The sequence below is a fragment of the Providencia rustigianii genome, assembly GCF_900637755.1.
Lineage (GTDB): Bacteria > Pseudomonadota > Gammaproteobacteria > Enterobacterales > Enterobacteriaceae > Providencia > Providencia rustigianii.
This window is the reverse complement of sequence record NZ_LR134396.1, coordinates 894085-915364: the sequence shown is the minus strand read 5'-3', so window position 1 is coordinate 915364 and position 21280 is coordinate 894085. Positions and strand designations below refer to the sequence as shown.

The following is a 21280-nucleotide window of genomic DNA, read 5'->3' as shown; positions in this document are numbered from 1 at the left end:
ATTAAGTAAAAATATGTAAGTAATTACATCATTTTTACTTTTTCTTTTTGTATTAATGAGTTACACATTATAGGTGTAACTATATTTATGGTTATGGCTCTAAATTTAAAATAGTTTCATTATGTTATTACACATATTTAATTTTTAAATAGTAATTTTTCCTATTTACCCCCCCTATTTTTTTTCTGTGTATTTAGCTCGCTTTTTTTTTGTTTACCAGAGTAATTATTTAATTTTTCTTCTAGACTTGAATTCCATATATCTATGTAATTGATATTGACTAGAAAAAATATAATGCAGCTAACCACTACCACCATCCAAATAAGTATCGCCTTTGGGATATCACTCAAACCAAACATCAATAGCATCGGGATCATCACGATCATACTGACAAACATCGAGCTCATCATTCCGAATGCCACTGGTGCAATATAATTTTTCAGCCCAATAGCTCTCATAACCAAAGCAACGACAATACCGGCGGGGATCATGCCAAAGGTAGCGAATATGATCACCAACCCACCCTCCCCTCTGTAGAGCAGCCAATCGGTAAAGCCAAACAAAGAAAAGGGGATTGTAATCATGACTTGAACTCCTGCTGAGGATAGAGCAACGGAATATCGTTAAATCGGCACAGCACAGTAAAAATGACATTGGGGAAAAGACGAATATCTGTATTGTATAACGTCACTGTTTGATTAAAAAATTCACGACGATCTGCGATTTGATTTTCAATTTGTTTTGCTGTTGTTTGCAAAGCCAACAGTGCCTGTTTGCTAATTAACTGAGGATAATTCTCAGCAATGGCCAACATAGGTTTAAGACGTGAGTGTAACTGGTTTGCCGAATCAACCTTAATATCAAGCTGATTCGTTGATAAATATTGTTGGCGGCTTTCCAGTAACTCATTGATCAATGCTTTTTCATGCGCCATTGCCACCCCAGCAACTACCGTCAATGATGGCATCAAGTCGGCTTGCTTTTTCAAGAGTACATCAATATTAGCAAACGCTTTGTCACAGTTATTTTTTAAGAAAATAATATTGTTATAGATCCCCACAATATAGCGGATCAAAATCATGCCAATGACACCAATAAAAATCAAAAAAATAAGAGCGTTCATATTATTCGCTGCCAAACAGGGAAATTTGATTAAAATGTAAAGTTAGGAAACCATCTTGATAACTGGAGGGGGTCATTAAAATAACCACAATCAAAATAGCAGCAATGATTGCTGTTATTCCTAGATTCTTACGCATGGGGGCGGTTTTATTCCAACGAGTGACATACTCTGACGGGGAAATACCTAATAATAAGTGCGGTGGTTTGCGGGTGATGATCCGTTGACCATTTTCACTGTCTACTGAGCCAATTAATAAATAGCTAACATTACCTTCAATTAAAATCTCTTTATAACGACGATTGCCTTGCTCAAAATCCATGTGTGGTGTTAAGCCTGCATGAACAAAATAATCAGGGTCACAAATGACTTTCGCCGAGCCTGTATCGTCTGTAATCGTAAAATCGTTCAAACTCACTTTACTATCTTGGAGGGTATAACTTTTTTTGCCGTCTTTATCTTTCGAAATGGAGTATTCATAATAAAAAGAACCATAACAGCTACGCTTACCTAAGCGACTTTTGATTTCAGTTCCTTGGGTTATTTGCCCTTCGACTTCCACTAATCCCATTGCCATTGAGCGAATTTTTGACGTTGCTAAACTCTTTTGAAATTTTAAAAAGCGCTTTTTGGGCGTATTTTCAATTATATTGAAAATAAAAACTAGAACAAAAGCCCCAAAAAATATACGCATATCAATAAAGAAGCCCACCGCTAAGCAGGTGGCCAATAACGAGCCTACAATAACTTTTAACAGCGCTGTAAATTTAGATGAGCCTTCATTCTGTAGTCGTTGGTAACGCACATTAGCTTCACGACTTACCCTAACGATGACACGGATCACTACGAAAGAAATGATCAGAGCAATGCCTAAATAAACATATTTCTCATAATCACCTGCGGAGGGAGAAAGTTGCTCCCATGTTCCTACCGCAATACCCGCAAATGGGATAACGCCCCAATTTGTTCTTGGCTTTTTAGAGAGCTTTAGGTCTAAATAAAACAAAATAAAACCAAATACCGCACCGAGAATGTAATACATATTTACGCCTTACACCCTAAATCCATCACATTATTTGAATTGAATACCATCATATTTTTTTTCATCTTCTGAAATTTCAAGTAATGGTAATGAGGTAAAATTGAAAGCGTTCGCAATGAGGCTATCAGGGAACATTTGAATGGCGGTATTATATTCTGTAGTGGCATCATTGAAGCCTTCACGGCGCTGGGCAATTTTATCTTCCACTTCACTGAGCGCGATTTGTAACTGAGTGAATTGCTCACCCGAAATCAATGTAGGATAGTTTTCCGCAACAGCAATCAGCCCTTTTAAAGCACGCCCCATTTCGTTGGATGCCGCAATTTTTTCATTCACATCCTGAGCATTAAAATAGTGTTGGCGTGCATCACTCAATGACGTAAATAATGTTTTTTCATGTTCCATGGCTTTTTCAGCTACAGCCACTAATTGAGGAATTTGGTCTGCACGTTGTTTTAGAATAACGTCAATATTAGCGAACTGGTTACTGACTTGATTTTTCGCACTAATCAATCGGTTATAAATAGAAATTCCCCAACCAACAAAAATAACAATCAATACCAGCAGAATAACAATAACGGTGGTTGTCATAACGATACCTTTTATTAAGAATAATGCATTTCCCTGTGATCTTAAGCCACGCTATATAAATAGGGTGTTTTATTCAATCGGAATAGTAGCAAATACGAAAAATCAGACGTGATTTATTTGAGATAGAAAAAAACAATTAAAAGAGATGGGGAATTCCGTTAACAACAACAACAAAGGAGATAAAAGAGTACAGGAGATATGCCGCCACCAGCATCACTAAAATACCAAATAGAATTTGGATCCGCAGTGCCGAGATATAATGAATCATGATGCGGCCGATAATCAAACCGACAACACAGGATAAAATAAACGTAGCGCTAATATCGAGAGGGTATTCGAAGCCATTTAATAAATTAATTGAAATACTGATGCCACCAATCAGAAAAATAACCATCAATGATGTAGCAATGATACTTTTGATATTTAAGTTGGTTAGTTTTCTTAATGCGGGAACAATCACAAATCCCCCACCAACCCCTAAAAGTCCAGTCAGCAGCCCGGCAATAATCCCAACGCCCCCTAGAATAGACGCTGTTTTAAAATTCCAAATAAAGCGTCCTGTTTGCTGGTTTATTTTGCACAGGGCATTATCACTGTCACTCACTAACTTAAAAAGGGTCCGGTAAGCGACTACACACATCACCAAGCTAAAAGCCAATGTGAGCCATTGAGGCGAGATGACATTCGCTAAATACACCCCATATTTCGCACTGGGAATACTGACTAATGCAATCCAAATGGCCGCTTTATAACGAATGTGACCTTGAATAAGACCTTGAACTACACCAACAAATGCCGCTAACGTTATAGCTAATAGTCCCACGGGAGCCGCTTGAGCAACACTCCATCCTTGACTCGTCATCAGCGCAGGCACGGCCAAAATACCGCCTCCAGCCCCCGTTAAGCCAAGCAAACAGCCTATCAATAAACCTTCTACTATCAGGATTAACATCGTTATGCGCTTTCTATGTGTCTAAGAAACGGAGCAATTAACTATTACTCACATTAATCTTCAGTGCAGCAGCAATTGCCAACGGTGAAAAGGTGATACTTGCGGCAAAAAGTGCGCCAAGAATGGCAAAATAACCGCCAAGTGGCATATTAAAACTGTAGGCCTCCATGGTTCCAGTGGCATATATCAGCACAGGAATATAAAGAGGTAGGACTAATAGGCTGACAAGCACCCCACCTTTTTTTAACGATACAGTCAATGCAGCGCCAATCGCGCCAATAAAACTTAATACCGGCGTTCCCAATAATAATGTCCCCGCTAGCACCAGCAAGGTATCTCCATCTATTGATAACATAATGGCAGCAACAGGGGAAAGTAACACCAACGGCAATCCAGTCACTAACCAATGAGAAATCACCTTGGCCAGTACCGTAACAAAAAGTGGATGAGGAGCCAGTAATAACTGCTCTAACGAGCCATCAAGGTAATCATCTTTAAACAGACGCTCCAATGAAAGGAGCGAAGATAAAATCGCTGCAACCCAAAAAATCCCCACAGAAATACGCGCCAATAATTGAGGTTCAGGTCCGATGCTCAGCGGGAACAATGTAATCACGATCAGAAAAAACCATAGCGGGTTAACCAATTCAGAAAAACTTCTGAAGGCAATTTTGAGCTCTCTTTTAATTAATAACCCAAACATCACTCGTACCCGCCTGTCAGTTTTAATGTGCCAAAATGCCCAGACATTGCTTGGTGGGAGGTAAATAAAATCATGCCGCCCTGTTGAGCATGCTGGTGAAAACGCTCGGTTAAACGATTAACTCCCGCCACATCAATGGCAGTAAATGGCTCATCTAAAATCCATAAAGGCGCTTCACTTAGCCACAGTCTGGCAAGATTGACTCGCCGTTGTTGCCCCGCAGATAACTGCCCCACAGGAATATCTTCATACCCAATGAGTGAAACCTCCTCTAATGCGGCCCAAATTTTTTCGCCTTCAGCGTCTTTATGGTGCATTTGATAATAGAATTTGAGGTTTTCATAGGGCGTTAGCAACGATTTTACGGCGGGCTTGTGCCCTAAGTAGAGTAGATGACGGGTGAATTCTTCTTTAAGCTTATCTATTGATTGATTTTCCCAGAGGATCTCGCCTTCATCAGGCTTTAATAACCCCGCCATCATTCGCAATAAGGTGGTTTTCCCCGCACCGTTAGGACCTTCAACTTGTAAAATCTGACTTGGCAAAACAGAGAAATCCAAATGCTGGAATAACGTTCTATTTTGTCGATGGCAAGTGATTTTCGCTGCACTCAGCATAAGTCAGATTTCCTTTTTACATCAATCTAATGGTTAGCTTTTGGTAATTTTATTCAGCAGCATATCACTGATACTGTCGTTAGAAATTGTTTCACCGCAAAGCACTTGCATCAAAACTTCAGAACCTAATGATGAGAGCGAAAACAGCATATCAGGATGAAGTAAACGAATTTTATCCATATTACTTTCTTGATTTACTAGCACCACGGTTTTCGTGTCACTTTTACTGTCCATTAATGATTTGACGCCCAATAAAGCAAATGTGCTCAGGGAGTCACTGTCCGTCATGATCAGGACACATTTGGCTTGTCTCACATTTGTTTCTGCCAACAATGCAGAATCTGTCGGATCTCCCGCCACAATATTGTCTTTTTCTGGGTAATGGCTACGGTGACTCTCTTGGCAAATGACAGCAACAGGCAATTCTCGCTTTTTCAGCGCTTGGTACAAGTTAACTGCCATCGGCGTGCTACCAATCACAACATAATGATTTTTCATATACGAAAACCTCTTCCGGACAATCTCTTTCGTCCCTTTAGCCAATACCCCAACCACATACACCACTGACGTGGTAAAGATCGTGATCCCTAAAATAATCACCGTAACCGTAAAAACACGAGCATCAACAGTGACAGGAACAATATCCCCAAACCCTACCGTCGTCATACACACTAATGCGAAGTAAAACGCGGTTGTGCCATCCTTCACCACAGGTAGAAATTCATTGCCAATATAGAGCGTGCCAAAAATTGAGTAGAGTAATAATGCGATAATACAGGTGACGGCAACAAACCCCGCACTGCTTAAGCTATGGTGAGGATACAGCTTCCAAAAAATAACCAGTGCCGCACATAAGCCAAGCGAGAAATAGCCTTGACGCACATGTTCTTCTGCAACTTTAAGGTCAACAAACGCAATAATCGCGAGAAGTAATAATGCAAAAGCCCATGCGATACGCGCGCCATTGATCATAAATAGCGATAGGAAAATTAAGGAAATGCCTAACAGAAAACGAGGAATATCCAATAGCTTCATAAAGCCTAAGGATTTTAACCATTCGGTAAAACCACTCTGACGCCAATCGATATAGTCGGTATAAGCACTTAATATTGGTTTTAAAATCATGGTCCCATCAATAATGATGAGTACTGAAATTAGAATTCTCACGGCTAAAGAGGATTTCAAAAAAGCCACAAAGGAATTATCTAGCATCGTTTGAGTCACCCATCAATTAAACCGCCCATAAGTATTTTCTAGCACTTAGATTAACAAAGAATAATATCAATTCCATTGCTTATGCAATAAATGAAAAATCATCATCAAAAAACATCATTTTTCAGCGCATTATTGTCATATTTTATCCATCTTTACCAAATTAGAATGTCATTTAAAAAACATTTATAAATAATAAGTTAGATTAACTAATGTCATAGCCTTATCCATTTTTAAACTATTTTTGAACTTAAACTCGTCCTTTCTATCTAAAAAACGATTTTTAGACTATGTTTTGACTGTTACTTAACGAAACGAATAATTAAGAGCTAAAAAATTTATGGTTAATTCGATAAAAACAGGTAAGTTCAGCTGGTTATCCTTATTCTGGCTACTAATTTACTTCTGGTATTTTTCATCTCTATTACAACTCTATGTCGTGGTGACTGGGCAAAGTAACACCATCGGGTTGAGAGATTCTTTACTTTATAGCTCCTTATGGCTAGTTCCTGCACTGTTTTTCCCGCGAAAAATTAAACTTGTAGCTGGGTTAATCGGGATTGTACTTTGGCTTTCTTCCGTCATCGCTCTTGCCTACTTCGTGGTCTATGGGCATCAATTATCCCAAAGCGTGATGTTTGTGATGTTCGAAACCAACACCAACGAAGCGGGAGAGTTCCTCAAACAATATCTGAGCTTTAAGGTGGTTGCCGTCATCTTGGCTTACACCCTTGGCGCAATACTTTTATGGACCCGTTTAAAACCCGTCACGCTACCAGTGCCAGCCCGCGTGATTGTCTCTGCGTTAGTGTTGACTATCTTGTTTGGCGTTCCTTATTACAATAAAGCTATCAAACAGCAGCGCCCTTTCGAGAACGTAGTTTCTTACGTTAACAGTAAGCTCGCGTATGCCGCACCATGGCAGTTTGTGAGTGGTTACTTTCTTTATAAAAACCAACTCGCCAATATGGAAGAGTTGATTCGTGATAACAGCAAAATTCCACCACTTGAAAACTTTGTCGATGTGAATGGCAATACTCCAAGAACATTTGTTCTGGTCATCGGTGAATCCACCAGCCGTGACAGAATGAGTTTGTATGGTTATTCGCGCCCAACCACACCCGAATTGGATCAGTTAGAAAAAGAATATCCTGATAATCTAGCCGTGTTTAATGATGTGGTCACATCGCGCCCTTATACCATCGAAGCTTTACAGCAAATCCTCACGTTTGCCTCGCAAACTGAGCCAGAACTCTTTAACTCTCGCCCTTCTATCATGAACATGATGAAGCAAGCGGGCTTTAAAACATTCTGGATCACCAACCAGCAAACGATGACTGAGCGTAATACCTTGCTGACCGCGTTTTCTCGTCAAACAGATAAGCAATATTATTTGAATAATGACATGGCTCAAAGCTCACGTATCTATGATGACGTGGTATTAGACCCATTTAAAGAAGCGCTTGCCGACCCGGCTGAGAAGAAATTTATTGTCGTGCACCTGCTAGGAACCCATATGCGTTACGAGTTCCGTTATCCTGAAAACAAAGCGATATTTAGCGATAAAAATAGCCCGGTACCTGCAAACTTAAAAGATGACCAAATCAAAGACTACAATGCTTACGACAATGCTCAACATTATAATGACTATGTCGTTTCTTCATTGATCAAAGATTTTGATGCATCGAAAGAAAATGGTTTCTTGGTCTTTTTCTCTGACCATGGCGAAGATGTCTACGACACGCCACCTCATGAGATGTTAGGCCGTAGTGAGGGCAAGCCAAGTAAGGTGATGTATAACATTCCGTTCTTTATTTGGCAGTCTCCAGAATGGCTGCAAAGTCATCAGTTTGATCTAAAAGATAAGGCCGACCGCCCATATAGCACTATGGATTTTATCTATACATGGTCTGACTTATCGGGTCTGAATTACACGGGATTTGAACCACAGAAAAGCTTGATTAATAAAGATTACCAGCCACAACCTCGCTGGATTGGTGATCCTGAAAATAAATCATCGCTGATGCTGTACGATGATCTAAAAAAATAGTTGTTAATCCCACGTGCAAGTGAGTATTCACTTGCACGTTATTTATATAAATTTATTGCTACACACTTTTATTTAAAACACTCAATAATTGCGATACTCCATAATTTTCTAATGCTTGGATGGTATAGCAAATACCGATTCTATGTGGCAAAGGATAACTAGGCAGTTGTCGAGACGCTAAATGACAACGGGATTTGATCAGCAAAGATGGCGCTATCGTTAATCCAAAACCCGCCTCAACGAGATCCAACGCTAAAGAAAATGACCCCGCATTGGTATTATTCCCACCCACTGATGAATCATAAAATAATTGAAACCGTTGGTGAAAATTGGATTCTGGGTACAAAATCCAATTCTGATTATAAAGATGCGCTAACGTTAATTCGTCTATTTGAGAGATAGGATGGTCAACGGGATAAGCAAGCGCATAAGTATCCTCAAAAAGCGTAATAAATAATTCATCCTCGCAGCGTAAACTTTCACATCCTAAACGAATATTTCCCGTGCAACCTGGGTCTAACGTTAATTGAACATTGTCTAAATTATGTTGTATTGTCGCTAAAAGGTAGCTTAAGCAAGAGGATGGTATATCTTGTTCAATACCGATCGTTAACTCGGTTTGGCTTTGACGTTTTGAAAAACGCGAGGCAAGCACATCCATATCATTAATCATTCGACAAGCATGGGGGTACAACATCCGCGCATGCTCAGTGACATCCACGCCTCTAGGCTTACGGATAAACAGTTGCGTATCCAGTTCATCTTCAAGTGCTTTAATTGTTGAGGATAATGCAGGTTGTGTGACATGCAACAATTCAGCGGCATGTGTAATATTCCGCTCTTCAAATACACAAATAAATGCTCTCAGTTGTCGCTTATCCATAGATATTTTTTATGCCTGTAAGAAAAATAAACTATTTTTTTTCGTTTTAATTCGATTTTAAAGTATACACATCAATTATATCTATAGGTGAAAAAATGAACATGAATAATAGCAAACCCCTCGTCGTGATTACTGGTGCAAGTTCGGGTATTGGTCAAGCTACTGCAAAGTTACTTTCTGAGCGGGGTCACGCATTACTGTTATTAGCCCGTCGTGTTGAATTAATGGAAGCGCTTAATTTACCCAATACATTATGCCGAGCAGTTGATGTCACCGATCGTCAATCATTTCAAGCTGCGGTGAAAGAGGCAGAGCAACAATTTGGTCCCGTCGATGCCATCATCAATAATGCCGGTATTATGCTACTTGGTAATATTGAGAATCAAAATCCTGATGAATGGACACAAATGTTAGATGTGAATGTTAAGGGACTTCTGAATGGAATTTATGCCGTCACCGATGGCATGATTAAACGTAATGCAGGCACGATTATTAATATCAGTTCCGTCGCTGGGCGTAAAACATTCCCAAATCATGTAGCTTATGTGGGAACAAAATTTGCGGTACATGGGTTATCCGAAAACTTACGAGAGGAACTTTCTCCCCATAATGTCAGAGTTGTCGTCATTGCTCCCGGAGCTGTAGAGACTGAACTTTTAAGCCATACAACCAACAATGATATTAAAGCCGGCTACCAATCTTGGAAACAAGATATGGGTGGCAAAGTGTTATCTCCAGAAGATGTGGCAAATGCAATCTTGTTTGCTTATTCCCAACCTCAAAGTGTGTGTATCCGTGAAATTGTTTTAGCAGCGACCCGTCAAGGCGCTTAAGTTTTTTATTATTGAATAAATAAAAATAATTATTACTAAGGGGAGTAAATTTATCCCTTTAGTAATGTCTCACTGAAGATAAAATAATATTTCCCTTTCTAAGAATTAATCAATTATACGTATCGAAATAAAAACCATTCTAATCACAAAAAGTTATCTCGTTTATGAAGGCCTCCGCATTAAGAAAAATCATAGTGAAAACAAGGGGCGTTTATATACTAGCCACGATGAATAATCATGTTTTTGAGAGCATCATTGAGCAATATGATGATGACGGCAAGTTAACTAAAAAAGGTGAGTGAGGAATGGTAAAATTCACCCTCTTGGTAGATCCTAATAAATCGCCTTATTTATCCCCCTAAACGATGGCAGATATTTACCTTCAACAACCTTTATAGATCGTTGAATTGTTATCAATTTTTACAGACATAACTGTGAATTTTACTTATCTGATTTACTTCATATTACCGACCTCAATATTTACTACATTTTGGTTGCAATCACATGATAAATAACATGATATTTTAACTTTAAATATATCCCCCTTTTCTCCTTGGGTTGATCATTGATGCCCATCATGGCAGTATAGCCCATCATTTTTTATCTATAATAAGAATATAAGGGAGATAACTTTCATAAATTTCAGTTGATAATTTAGTCAAAAACTAACATTTTCAGCGCCACGATTTGATGTATTTTATTGTGTTTTCTACCCCGTTTCTCACCAGAAACCCTTTCGCAATAACCTATTGTTTCATTCAGAAGGATAGATCGCCGTATACCTCTATGTGATTGGTATGCAAAAATAAAATAAAAACCAAGAAGGTCGTTATGAGTCAAAACGTTACTGAAACTAAAAAAGTACGTACAAAAATCAGTCCCCCGGTGTTTTATAGCTCAGCATTAATTATCCTACTTATCGTCGGTTTTGCTGCTCTAATGCCAGAAATGGCAGAATCCCATCTAAGTCATCTTCAAAAGAATCTATTTAACAACGCCAGTTGGTTCTATATTCTCGCTGTAGCAATCATTTTGCTGAGTGTGACTTATCTGGGACTCTCACGTTATGGACAAATAAAGCTCGGTCCTGATCACGCCCAACCTAATTTTAGCTATGTGTCATGGTTTGCCATGCTGTTCTCTGCCGGAATGGGCATTGGATTGATGTTCTTCGGAGTTGCAGAACCCGTCATGCATTACCTCAATCCTCCTGTGGGCACACCAGAGACCATTGAAGCGGCAAAAGAAGCCATGCGCCTCACATTCTTCCATTGGGGGTTACATGCTTGGGCAATCTACGCCATCGTCGCATTAATACTGGCATTTTTCAGCTATCGCCACGGATTACCGCTCACCTTACGTTCGGCGCTCTACCCAATTATTGGTGACCGGATCTACGGCCCCATTGGTCACGCCGTCGATGTGTTTGCGGTAGTAGGAACTGTATTTGGTGTCGCCACCTCATTAGGTTTTGGGGTACTGCAAGTTAATGCAGGAATGAACCATTTGTTTGGCTTACCGGTAAATACCACAGTTCAAGTTGGCTTGATCATTACATTTACCGCCTTAGCTACCCTGTCAGTCGTTTCCGGTTTGGATAAAGGGATCCGCATTCTATCGGAGCTTAACCTTGGATTAGCATTCTTATTATTACTGCTTATTGTGATCTTAGGTCCTACCGTGTTGCTGCTAAAGTCATTCGTCGAGAATACGGGGGGATACCTTTCTGAGATTGTCAGTAAGACATTCAATCTATATGCCTACGAACCCAAATCGAGCGACTGGCTAGGGGGATGGACGCTACTGTATTGGGGATGGTGGTTATCATGGTCACCATTTGTCGGGATGTTTATCGCACGTATTTCCCGTGGTCGTACAATCCGAGAGTTTGTCACTGGCGTACTGTTTGTCCCAGCAGGTTTTACCCTAATGTGGATGACATTCTTTGGAAATACCGCAATTGATTTAATTAAAAATCAAGGTGCAACTCGCTTAGCCGAAACTGTTCAATCCAATGTTTCCCTCGCGCTATTTGAATTTTTAACTTACTTTCCATTCTCAACCGTACTGTCATTTTTTGCGATGTTGATGGTGGTGGTATTCTTCGTTACCTCCGCTGACTCAGGTGCAATGGTGGTTGATACTTTAGCTTCAGGCGGTGATTCCGATACTCCAATTTGGCAACGTATTTTCTGGGCTGGTTTAATGGGTGTTGTCGCCATCACTATGCTACTGGCTGGTGGTTTACAAGCACTGCAAACCTTAACCATTGCCAGCGCTCTGCCATTTGCTATCGTATTATTAATTTCTATTTATGGGTTATTTAAAGCGTTACGAGTCGATGCCTATAAACGAGATAGCCAGCAATTAGCCACCATCGCACCAACGGCTAGCCGTAATCCAATTCCATGGCAGCGCCGTTTGCGTAATATTGTCTATTTCCCGAAACGCGCACATGTAAAACGCTTTATGGACGAGTCCGTAAAACCATCGATGGAGATGGTGTCAGAGGAATTAGCCAAGCAAGGCACTGTTTGCCATATTCATACTGACAAAGATGACCGTATCGGCTTTGAGGTAGATTTAGGCGACGATATGAACTTTTTATACGAAGTTCGCCTACGTTACTATATTCAGCCATCTTTTGCGTTATCTGGTATGGGTACGGAAAATGATGAAGAAAAAAGCGAAGAGCAGCGATATTATCGAGCTGAAATTCACTTGAAAGAAGGCGGGCAAGACTATGATGTGATGGGCTGGGCGAAAGAGCAAATCATCCATGACATTCTCGATCAGTATGAAAAACATATTCACTTCTTGCACTTGCTCGGCAAGTAATCGCTAAAAATATGCCCCCAAATACATACTCTAAATAATTTGAAGTCCAGCTAGGCGGTAAGTGAAGCTATCTCGGGGAGCATACACAAGTATGTGACCCGAGTAGCTGAGCGCAACCAACAACGCTGCGGTTCAAAGTATGACGAGTATATCTAGGCTGTCTTGCTTCTATCCATAATATTACTGTAATCCGGGCTTTCCAACGCGATCAGCTCATCTAGCAACGCGGTCAATTGCTGCATTTTTTCTGGTGAGAAGGCTTGCTCAATTTTTTGATAACCTTCTTCAACTTCCTGACGCGCTTTATCATAAAGATCTTGCCCTGTTGGTGTCAGTGACACATACAGTTTACGCTGGTCATTCAACGGTTTTAAACGAAAGATCAATCCTTCACGTTCCATTCGCGTCAGAATACCAGTCAAGCTTGGACGAAGAATACAGGTTTGTACTGATAGCTCATGAAAATCAATTGAACGCTTATCAGCCAAAACTCGAATAATACGCCATTGCTGTTCTGTCAAATTATATGACTTCAATATTGGTCGAAAGAATCCCATTGCGGTTTCTCTCGCCTGTAATAATGCAATTGTCAATGATTCATGCATAAGCTTAAAACTCACCACTCAATTTAACGTTATTAAACACTCATAAGAGAGTTTAATGAGCCTCCGTGCTAGTTACGACAAGTAACAAACACCCTTTATTATCTTAAGTGCAAGAGTAGCATGCAGCAATAATAATCTCAAAGAAAAACCCTAAAATATTAATGAGTAAATAAACTTATTTAAAAAATATAAGTTAATTTATTGTGAATTTTTAAAAACTAAAAAAATAATAACAACACTAATAACAGTGCGTTACACATGTAGCCTTAGATAATGTTAATGAGATCACAATTAAAATTAACATTTATACAAACCTATTGCCAATTACAAATTTATACTTTATTAATATATTAATAATTATTCAAAAGTAGATTTCTTTAATAAGGAGTTGTCCATGAAAGGCACTGTATTTGCCGTTGCCCTCAACCACCAAAGCCAGCTTGACTATTGGCTCGAGGCCTTCCAGCAAGCCCCTTATAAAACCCCACCTAAAACACCTGTGTGGTTTATTAAACCGCGTAATACGCGAATTAATTCAGGGGACAACATTCTTCATCCAATGGGTGAAGAAGTGCAAAGTGGTGCCACATTGGCACTGGTGATTGGTAAAGATGCGCGCAAAGTTAGCAAGCAAAACGCGATGGAGTTTATCGCAGGCTTTGCGCTGGCAAATGAAGTCAGTCTACCGGAAGACACTTTTTATCGTCCTGCCATTAAATCCAAATGCCGTGATAGCTTCTGCCCGATTGGCGAAATGGTAAACACTGATTTATCCGCGCCTATCGACATCATTACGCTTGTAAATGGCAAAGAAGTCGACAGATGGTCAACCAAAGATTTAGTGCGAGATGCCTGCGATTTAGTTGCTGCACTGAGTGACTTTGCGACCCTAAAGCAAGGAGATGTCATTTTGTTGGGTACCCCTCATCAACGAGCCACCATTAAACCCGGCGATAAAGTGGAGATCCAAGCAGAAGGCTTCCCTAGCCTGAAAAATACGGTCGTTACGGCAGGAGGACAACAATAATGAAACACGCAAAAATTCGTTATCAAGGTATCGAATATTCTGTCACTGTCGGTGACAACGAAGAAATAAAATTGCCTTCTGGAGACATTATTTCAGGGGCTTCTGCTGATGTTGAGTGGCTGCCACCCGCGCAAGGGACGTTATTCGCACTTGGGCTGAACTATGCTGACCACGCAGCAGAATTAGAATTTAAGCCACCTGAAGAGCCACTGGTTTTTATCAAAGCAGAAAACAGCCTAACAGGTCACCGCCAAGTTTCTGTACGCCCAGATAATGTGGAATATATGCATTATGAATCTGAGCTGGTAGTCATTATTGGTAAAAACGCGCGCAACGTATCTCCAGAAGATGCGATGGACTATGTAGCAGGCTATACCGTGTGTAACGACTACGCTATCCGCGACTATTTAGAAAATTACTACCGTCCAAACCTGCGCGTAAAAAGCCGCGATACACTGACGCCAATTGGCCCTTGGATGGTGGACAAATCCGACATTAAAGATCCACATAATCTGGCGCTGTACACCTACGTAAATGGTGAATTACGTCAAAAAGGCACGACTGCGGATCTGATTTTCAATATCCCATTTTTAATTTCCTATCTGAGTGAGTTTATGACTCTGCAACCAGGAGACATGATCGCAACCGGTACGCCGAAAGGACTTTCTGACGTGGTTCCGGGTGATGAAGTGATCGTGGAAGTTGAAGGTGTGGGCAGGCTGATCAATACCATCATCAGCGAAAAAGAGTATGAGGAGCGAGTGTGATGACTAAGATTAATCATTGGATCAATGGCAAAAACGTTGAAAGCAAAGAATATTTTGAAACCACTAACCCAGCAACGGGTGAAGTTTTAGCCGAAGTGGCATCAGGTGGTCAAAACGAGATCAACCAAGCCGTTGCTGCGGCAAAAGAGGCGTTTCCTAAGTGGGCAAACACCCCAATGAAAGAACGCGCTCGCTTAATGCGCCGTTTGGGTGAGTTGATCGACGAAAACGTGCCACAAATTGCACAAATGGAAACCCAAGATACCGGTTTACCGATCCACCAAACTAAAAATGTTTTGATCCCACGCGCATCCCATAACTTTGAATTTTTTGCTGAAATCTGCCAACAAATGAATGGTCGTACCTATCCGGTTGACGACAAAATGATGAACTACACCCTGATCCAGCCTGTGGGTGTCTGCGGGTTAATTTCTCCGTGGAACGTACCCTTTATGACAGCGACATGGAAAACGGCCCCCTGCTTAGCATTGGGTAACACTGCCGTTCTGAAAATGTCTGAACTATCTCCATTGTCTGCCAACCGTTTAGGTGAATTAGCCCTTGAAGCCGGAATTCCAGCGGGTGTTTTGAACGTGGTTCAAGGCTATGGTGCTACAGCGGGTGATGCGTTAGTAAAACACCAAGATGTGCGCGCAGTGTCATTTACAGGTGGCACCGCGACGGGTCGAGCCATCATGCAAAATGCGGGTTTGAAAAAATATTCAATGGAATTAGGGGGGAAATCCCCAGTTCTTATTTTTGAAGATGCGGATATTGAACGTGCCATGGATGCCGCCCTATTCACCATTTTCTCTATCAACGGTGAGCGTTGTACTGCGGGCTCACGTATTTTCATTCAAGAAAGTATCTACCCTGAATTTGTAAAACGCTTTGCTGAACGAGCAAATCGTCTGATCGTCGGCGACCCGATGGATCCGAAAACTCAAGTGGGCGCATTGATCAGCCAGCAGCACTGGAACAAAGTTTCCGGTTATATCCGCATTGGTATGGAAGAAGGCGCAACCTTATTAGCGGGTGGTCCAGATAAACCAACGGATCTACCTGCTCATCTGAAAAATGGTCATTTCCTACGTCCAACCGTCCTGGCTGATGTCGACAACCGTATGCGTGTAGCACAAGAAGAGATCTTTGGACCTGTCGCTTGTTTGATCCCATTCAAGACAGAGGAAGACGGTCTGCGTATGGCAAATGACATTGAATACGGTCTAGCTTCATATATCTGGACTCAAGATGTCAGCAAGATCCTGCGTCTTTCACGCAATATCGAAGCGGGCATGGTATTTGTTAACACCCAAAACGTTCGTGACTTACGCCAACCATTCGGCGGCGTAAAAGCCTCCGGCGTCGGCCGTGAAGGTGGCGAGTACAGTTTTGAAGTTTTCGCCGAAATGAAGAACGTTTGCATCTCCTACGGCGACCACAACATCCCACGCTGGGGTGTGTAAGCTTACAACGCTTTGTGCTGGAAACCTTATATTCCAGCACTTTCCGCTGAGTTCTATTGATACTCAGCATCGTTAAAACTGATAAACCAAGTCACTTCAGGTTGTTAGAAGAGCCACAACTTAGGCAGACTCAATGTCTTACCCTTAAGCAAAACGGCAAACGATGGCATCTAGAGAAGCATACACAGTAAAAAGCAAAATGATTCCGTAGCAAGCTACACCATTTTTTATTCTAAGTAATTTTGAATCAATGATAATTAATTCAGCTACTTATTCTAAATAATTCGCGGTGTAGCAAGGCGGCAAACGATGGCATCTCGGGAAGCATACATAAGTATGTGACCCGAGTGACAGAGTAAAGCCAACACAGCTACAACGTGAAGTATGACGAATAAGGGGAAATAAAATGGGTAAACTGGCTTTGACGGCAAAAATAACACACGTCCCATCAATGTACCTATCTGAACTGCCGGGTAAAAACCACGGTTGTCGCCAATCCGCCATTGACGGTCACAAAGAAATTAGCCGTCGTTGTCGTGAATTGGGTGTCGATACCATTATCGTTTTTGATACCCACTGGCTGGTCAACAGTGCCTATCACATTAACTGCGCCGATCACTTTAAAGGCATCTATACCAGTAACGAGCTCCCGCATTTCATTCGCGATATGGAATATGAATATGACGGTAACTCTGAACTCGGCCGGATGATTGGTGAGGAAGCTCGTAAGTTAGGCGTCCGTGCTCAATCTCATGAAATTCCGAGCTTAACTCTAGAATACGCGACCCTCGTACCCATGCGTTATATGAATAGCGACCGCCATTTTAAAGTGATTTCTATTTCTGCTTTCTGTACTTCTCACAGCTTTGAAGATAGTCGCAAGCTGGGTGAAGCCGTACTGACCGCCATTGAAAAATACGATGGAACAGTGGCGGTGCTGGCAAGTGGTTCGCTGTCTCACCGATTTATTGATGACCAACTGGCTGAAAACGGGATGAATAGCTATACCCGCGAATTCGATGAACAAATGGATAAACGTGTCGTAAAACTGTGGCGAGAAGGTCGGTTTGCTGAGTTCTGCAAAATGCTGCCTGAATATGCGGATTACTGCTACGGCGAAGGTCACATGCATGACACAGTGATGTTATTAGGCCTATTAGGCTGGGATAAATATGACCAGAAAGTCGAAGTATTGACTGATCTGTTTGCAAGCTCCGGTACAGGGCAGATCAACGCCATTTTCCCTCTGCCAAGTTTTATTACTGACAAGCAAGCAGCACAAGCTTAAGGGATACCTATGCCACACTTTTATGCAGAATGTACCGATAATATTCGTGAAGAAGCCGCTCTACCAGAGCTGTTTTCCAAAGTGAATAGCGCATTGGCAGGAACCGGTATTTTTCCTTTAGCGGGTGTACGTAGCCGTGCTATTTGGCTCGATACTTGGCAAATGGCTGATGGTAAACACGATTACGCATTTGTGCATATGACGTTAAAAATCGGCGCAGGTCGCTCCCTTGAAGATCGCCAAAAAACGGGGGAAATGCTATTTGACCTGATCAAAGCACACTTTGCAGATTTGATGGCAAAACGTTATTTAGCACTCTCTTTCACCATGGAAGAGCTGGACCCCGTTTTGAACTACAAGCAGAATAACGTTCACGCGTTGTTTAAGTCTTAATCATGGATGTCGATAGGGGGTAATATGCCAACTTCATTTACCAACAGACCGATACCGCGCTGGCTAATCCCATTATTAGGATCGCTGGTCGCATTTGGTCCCCTATCGATTGACATGTACCTTCCAGCCTTACCACAAATGGGGCTAGAGCTGAATGCAACGCAAGGACAAATGCAATATACCCTTGGTGCATTCTTTGGTGGTTTCTGCGTTGGTATGCTGTTTTATGGCCCTCTCAGCGATCTATTGGGGCGCCGTAAAATGTTATTAAGTGGGCTGGTGATTTTTACCCTCGCTAGCCTGTTATGCGCCCAAGCCACCAGCTCAGAAGCCTTAATTACCTTTAGGGCATTACAAGCCTTCGGGAGTGGAGCCGCTATTGTGATGGCTCGTGCGATTGCCCGTGACGTATATCCATCCAATGAATTACCAAAAGTCCTGTCATTAATGACGCTAGTGACCATGATAGCTCCGCTACTGGCGCCATTGCTGGGGGGATTCTTATTAATTCACTACCAATGGCAAGCTATTTTCTATCTGTTAGCCGCAGTAGGTTTATGTTCTGTCACCGCTATTTTCGTATTATTACCAGAAACATTGCCTCACCAACGAGAATCAAAAAATTTACTGAGCGTGGCATTTCGTAACTATGGACAGGTGCTTACAGACCGAGAAGCACTGAGCATTATTGGCACTATGGCATTCTCATTTTCTGGAATGTTTGCCTTTATCAGTGGTTCGCCGTTTGTGTACATCAACTACTTTGGGGTTTCCGAGCAATATTACGGGCTGCTATTTGGGTGTAATATTTTGGGTATGATCGCCATGCTGCTGCTGAATGTGAAATTACTCAAAGTGTATAGTTTGCCGCGCCTACTTGGCATGCAAAGTGGTATTCAATTGATTTTTGGCGTGTTGTTACTCACATTCTATCAACAAAGCCTACCAATTATTGTTATCCTAGTGGTTCTGTTCTTATCGATGGTCAATGCTATCGGCACCAACAGTTTGTCACTGTTACTGCAGCATCGTGGAAAAATTGCTGGCAGCGCAAGTGCGCTCGCTATCTCAATTCAATTTGCATTGGCTGCCCTAGCCAGTGTTGCAGTCTCCATACTACAAGATGAATCCCCATTTGCTATGGCACTCGTGATGGCGATTTGTGCCGGACTCAGTTTCGCAAGCCAACGTTTGTCAGCTAAGAATGTCCGCGCACAAGTTCACTCAGTGTCTTCGGAGAACAACGAAAAATGAGTTTAAATACCAATTCTAAATTATTCCGCCAACAGGCTTACATTAATGGTCAATGGATTGATGCCAAAGATAACAGCCAGTTTGATGTAACTAACCCCGCAAATGGTGAAGTGATTGCTCGCGTCAGTAATGTGGGTGCATTAGAAACTCAACAAGCCATTGAGGCCGCAGAAAAAGCCCTGCCAGCATGGCGAGCTAAAAGCGCTAAAGAACGCAGCCAGATTTTAAATAAATGGTTCCGTTTAATGATGGAAAACCAAAAAGAGCTTGCGCTAATTCTCAGCACCGAACAAGGTAAATCCATTAACGAGTCCATGGGTGAAATTGCCTATGGAGCAAGCTTTATCGAGTGGTTTGCAGAAGAAGGTAAACGCACTTACGGTGAAACTATTCCTTCACCACTACCGGGTCGCCGTTTAGTGACTATCAAACAGCCTGTTGGCGTTGTCGCAGCCATCACCCCTTGGAATTTCCCCAATGCGATGATCACTCGCAAAGTGGGTCCTGCACTGGCTGCCGGCTGTACCATGGTATTAAAACCGGCGGCAGAAACTCCATTATCTGCGCTGGCATTAGCTGCTCTGGGTGAAGAAGCGGGTATTCCAGCTGGCGTGTTCAACATCGTTCCAGGTACCGATGCCAAAGCGATTGGTGCGGTCATGACTTCAAGCCCAATTGTTCGCAAACTGACCTTCACCGGTTCGACCCGCGTGGGTAAATTACTGATGGCACAATGTGCCGATACCGTGAAAAAAATGTCACTGGAATTAGGCGGTAACGCGCCGTTTATCGTATTTGACGATGCCGATTTAGACGCTGCAGTTCAAGGGGCTTTAGCGGCTAAATTCCGCAATAGCGGGCAAACTTGTGTGTGTGCAAACCGTATTCTTGTTCAAGAAGGGGTTTACGATGAGTTCGCCGCTCGCCTCGCAAAAGCGGTCAGTGCATTAAAAATTGGTCCAGCGACTCAATCTGATTCTGAACAAGGTCCGCTGATCAACCAAGCCGCTATTGATAAAGTTTCTGAGCATATTGCAGATGCTGTCGCCAAAGGTGCCACCGTTGCAACGGGTGGAAAACCAGCAACTTTAGGCGGTCTGTTCTTTGAACCAACGGTATTGGTCAACGTGACAGAATCCATGAAAGTTGCCAAAGAAGAAACGTTCGGACCATTAGCGCCACTGTTTAAATTCCGCGATGAACAAGAAGCTATCGACCTCGCCAATGACACTGAATTTGGTTTGGCATCCTATTTCTATTCACGGGATATCGGGCGCATTTACCGCGTTGCTGAAGCCTTAGAAAGCGGAATGGTCGGTATTAACGAAGGTATTATTTCAAACGAAGTCGCTCCATTTGGCGGCATTAAGCAATCTGGGCTGGGACGTGAAGGTTCACGCTACGGAATTGAAGATTATCTGGAAGTGAAATATCTCTGCTTCGGTGGGTTATCTAACTAGAAAGAAACATTAGCTGGCGGTCTTAGCTTTTAAAATCTTAGCTCTAAATAATTCGAGTTAGAACAAGGCAGCAAATGAGGCTAATCCCTAGGAGCATACAGGAGTATGTGACTAGGGTTAGCGAATGAAGCTAACGTAGTTATAGCTCGAAGCATGGCGAGCTTAGATAAAAAAGGAAA

Annotated in this window: 20 protein-coding genes; 10 read left to right on the top strand and 10 right to left on the bottom strand. The window is 41.8% G+C overall.

Annotated elements, in window-relative coordinates; genetic code table 11:
- Positions 1–161: 161 nt before the first annotated feature.
- The 8 genes from EL244_RS18265 to EL244_RS04040 all read right to left on the bottom strand — a co-directional run bounded on the left by EL244_RS18265 (position 162) and on the right by EL244_RS04040 (position 6237).
- Positions 162–584, bottom strand: coding sequence for a hypothetical protein (locus EL244_RS18265; protein ID WP_126458944.1), 423 nt, complete (start codon positions 582–584; stop codon positions 162–164).
- Positions 581–1123: a LemA family protein gene (locus tag EL244_RS04070; protein WP_126458941.1), complete on the bottom strand. Its 543-nt coding sequence runs from the start codon at positions 1121–1123 to the stop codon at positions 581–583. The genes EL244_RS18265 and EL244_RS04070 overlap by 4 nt, the downstream gene beginning before the upstream one ends.
- A 1-nt stretch (position 1124) precedes the next feature.
- Positions 1125–2162: a hypothetical protein gene (locus EL244_RS04065; RefSeq protein ID WP_126458938.1), complete on the bottom strand. Its 1038-nt coding sequence runs from the start codon at positions 2160–2162 to the stop codon at positions 1125–1127.
- A gap of 30 nt (positions 2163–2192) precedes the next feature.
- Positions 2193–2753 carry a LemA family protein gene (locus EL244_RS04060; protein ID WP_006815693.1) on the bottom strand — a complete coding sequence of 187 codons (561 nt, stop codon included), beginning with the start codon at positions 2751–2753 and terminating at the stop codon, positions 2193–2195.
- A 136-nt stretch (positions 2754–2889) separates the two neighbouring features.
- Entirely contained in the window at positions 2890–3705 is an 816-nt protein-coding gene (locus EL244_RS04055) for a sulfite exporter TauE/SafE family protein (protein ID WP_154600429.1), read from the bottom strand.
- 37 nt (positions 3706–3742) lie between these two features.
- Positions 3743–4408 (bottom strand): heme exporter protein CcmB, encoded by a 666-nt coding sequence (ccmB, locus tag EL244_RS04050; RefSeq protein ID WP_006815695.1) that lies wholly within the window; start codon positions 4406–4408, stop codon positions 3743–3745.
- On the bottom strand, positions 4408–5025 hold the full coding sequence (gene ccmA, locus EL244_RS04045; RefSeq protein ID WP_112836225.1) for a cytochrome c biogenesis heme-transporting ATPase CcmA: 618 nt from the start codon (positions 5023–5025) through the stop codon (positions 4408–4410). Before ccmA ends, ccmB begins: the two co-directional genes overlap by 1 nt.
- 33 nt (positions 5026–5058) lie before the next feature.
- A complete protein-coding gene (locus EL244_RS04040) occupies positions 5059–6237 on the bottom strand; it encodes an ion channel (RefSeq protein WP_126458932.1) in 1179 nt (392 codons plus the stop codon).
- Between the two features lie 340 nt (positions 6238–6577).
- Here EL244_RS04040 and cptA point away from each other — a divergent pair, with 340 nt between their 5' ends.
- Positions 6578–8287 carry a phosphoethanolamine transferase CptA gene (gene cptA, locus EL244_RS04035; RefSeq protein WP_112836222.1) on the top strand — a complete coding sequence of 570 codons (1710 nt, stop codon included), beginning with the start codon at positions 6578–6580 and terminating at the stop codon, positions 8285–8287.
- A 58-nt stretch (positions 8288–8345) separates the two neighbouring features.
- Here the strand turns inward: cptA and EL244_RS04030 are convergent, their stop codons facing one another.
- Positions 8346–9170, bottom strand: a complete 825-nt coding sequence (locus EL244_RS04030) for a LysR family transcriptional regulator (protein ID WP_115164005.1) — start codon at positions 9168–9170, stop codon at positions 8346–8348.
- Between the two features lie 95 nt (positions 9171–9265).
- Here EL244_RS04030 and EL244_RS04025 point away from each other — a divergent pair, with 95 nt between their 5' ends.
- Both EL244_RS04025 and EL244_RS04020 read left to right on the top strand, forming a co-directional pair.
- Positions 9266–10003, top strand: coding sequence for an SDR family oxidoreductase (locus EL244_RS04025; RefSeq protein WP_172597498.1), 738 nt, complete (start codon positions 9266–9268; stop codon positions 10001–10003).
- Positions 10004–10834: 831 nt separating this feature from the next.
- Entirely contained in the window at positions 10835–12841 is a 2007-nt protein-coding gene (locus EL244_RS04020; protein ID WP_126458929.1) for a BCCT family transporter, read from the top strand.
- 152 nt (positions 12842–12993) lie between these two features.
- Here EL244_RS04020 and hpaR read toward each other — a convergent pair whose 3' ends face one another.
- Entirely contained in the window at positions 12994–13446 is a 453-nt protein-coding gene (gene hpaR, locus EL244_RS04015) for a homoprotocatechuate degradation operon regulator HpaR (protein ID WP_126458926.1), read from the bottom strand.
- A gap of 394 nt (positions 13447–13840) precedes the next feature.
- On the opposite strand from hpaR, the gene EL244_RS04010 reads away from it, so the two are divergent.
- The 7 genes from EL244_RS04010 (at position 13841) to EL244_RS03980 (ending at position 21101) form a co-directional block, all read left to right on the top strand.
- A complete protein-coding gene (locus tag EL244_RS04010) occupies positions 13841–14473 on the top strand; it encodes a fumarylacetoacetate hydrolase family protein (protein ID WP_126458923.1) in 633 nt (210 codons plus the stop codon).
- Complete coding sequence (locus EL244_RS04005) at positions 14473–15240, top strand: fumarylacetoacetate hydrolase family protein (protein WP_006815705.1); 768 nt, start codon at positions 14473–14475, stop codon at positions 15238–15240. Before EL244_RS04010 ends, EL244_RS04005 begins: the two co-directional genes overlap by 1 nt.
- The gene (gene hpaE, locus EL244_RS04000; RefSeq protein ID WP_006815706.1) at positions 15240–16706 is read left to right on the top strand and encodes a 5-carboxymethyl-2-hydroxymuconate semialdehyde dehydrogenase; all 1467 of its coding nucleotides are present in this window, start codon (positions 15240–15242) and stop codon (positions 16704–16706) included. Before EL244_RS04005 ends, hpaE begins: the two co-directional genes overlap by 1 nt.
- Before the next feature lie 406 nt (positions 16707–17112).
- Positions 17113–17994, top strand: coding sequence for a 3,4-dihydroxyphenylacetate 2,3-dioxygenase (gene hpaD, locus EL244_RS03995; RefSeq protein WP_006815707.1), 882 nt, complete (start codon positions 17113–17115; stop codon positions 17992–17994).
- A 9-nt stretch (positions 17995–18003) separates the two neighbouring features.
- The gene (locus EL244_RS03990; RefSeq protein ID WP_006815708.1) at positions 18004–18387 is read left to right on the top strand and encodes a 5-carboxymethyl-2-hydroxymuconate Delta-isomerase; all 384 of its coding nucleotides are present in this window, start codon (positions 18004–18006) and stop codon (positions 18385–18387) included.
- A 24-nt stretch (positions 18388–18411) separates the two neighbouring features.
- Positions 18412–19641 carry a Bcr/CflA family multidrug efflux MFS transporter gene (locus EL244_RS03985; protein WP_154600428.1) on the top strand — a complete coding sequence of 410 codons (1230 nt, stop codon included), beginning with the start codon at positions 18412–18414 and terminating at the stop codon, positions 19639–19641.
- Entirely contained in the window at positions 19638–21101 is a 1464-nt protein-coding gene (locus tag EL244_RS03980) for an NAD-dependent succinate-semialdehyde dehydrogenase (RefSeq protein ID WP_126458920.1), read from the top strand. Before EL244_RS03985 ends, EL244_RS03980 begins: the two co-directional genes overlap by 4 nt.
- The last annotated feature ends 179 nt before the right edge of the window (positions 21102–21280 follow it).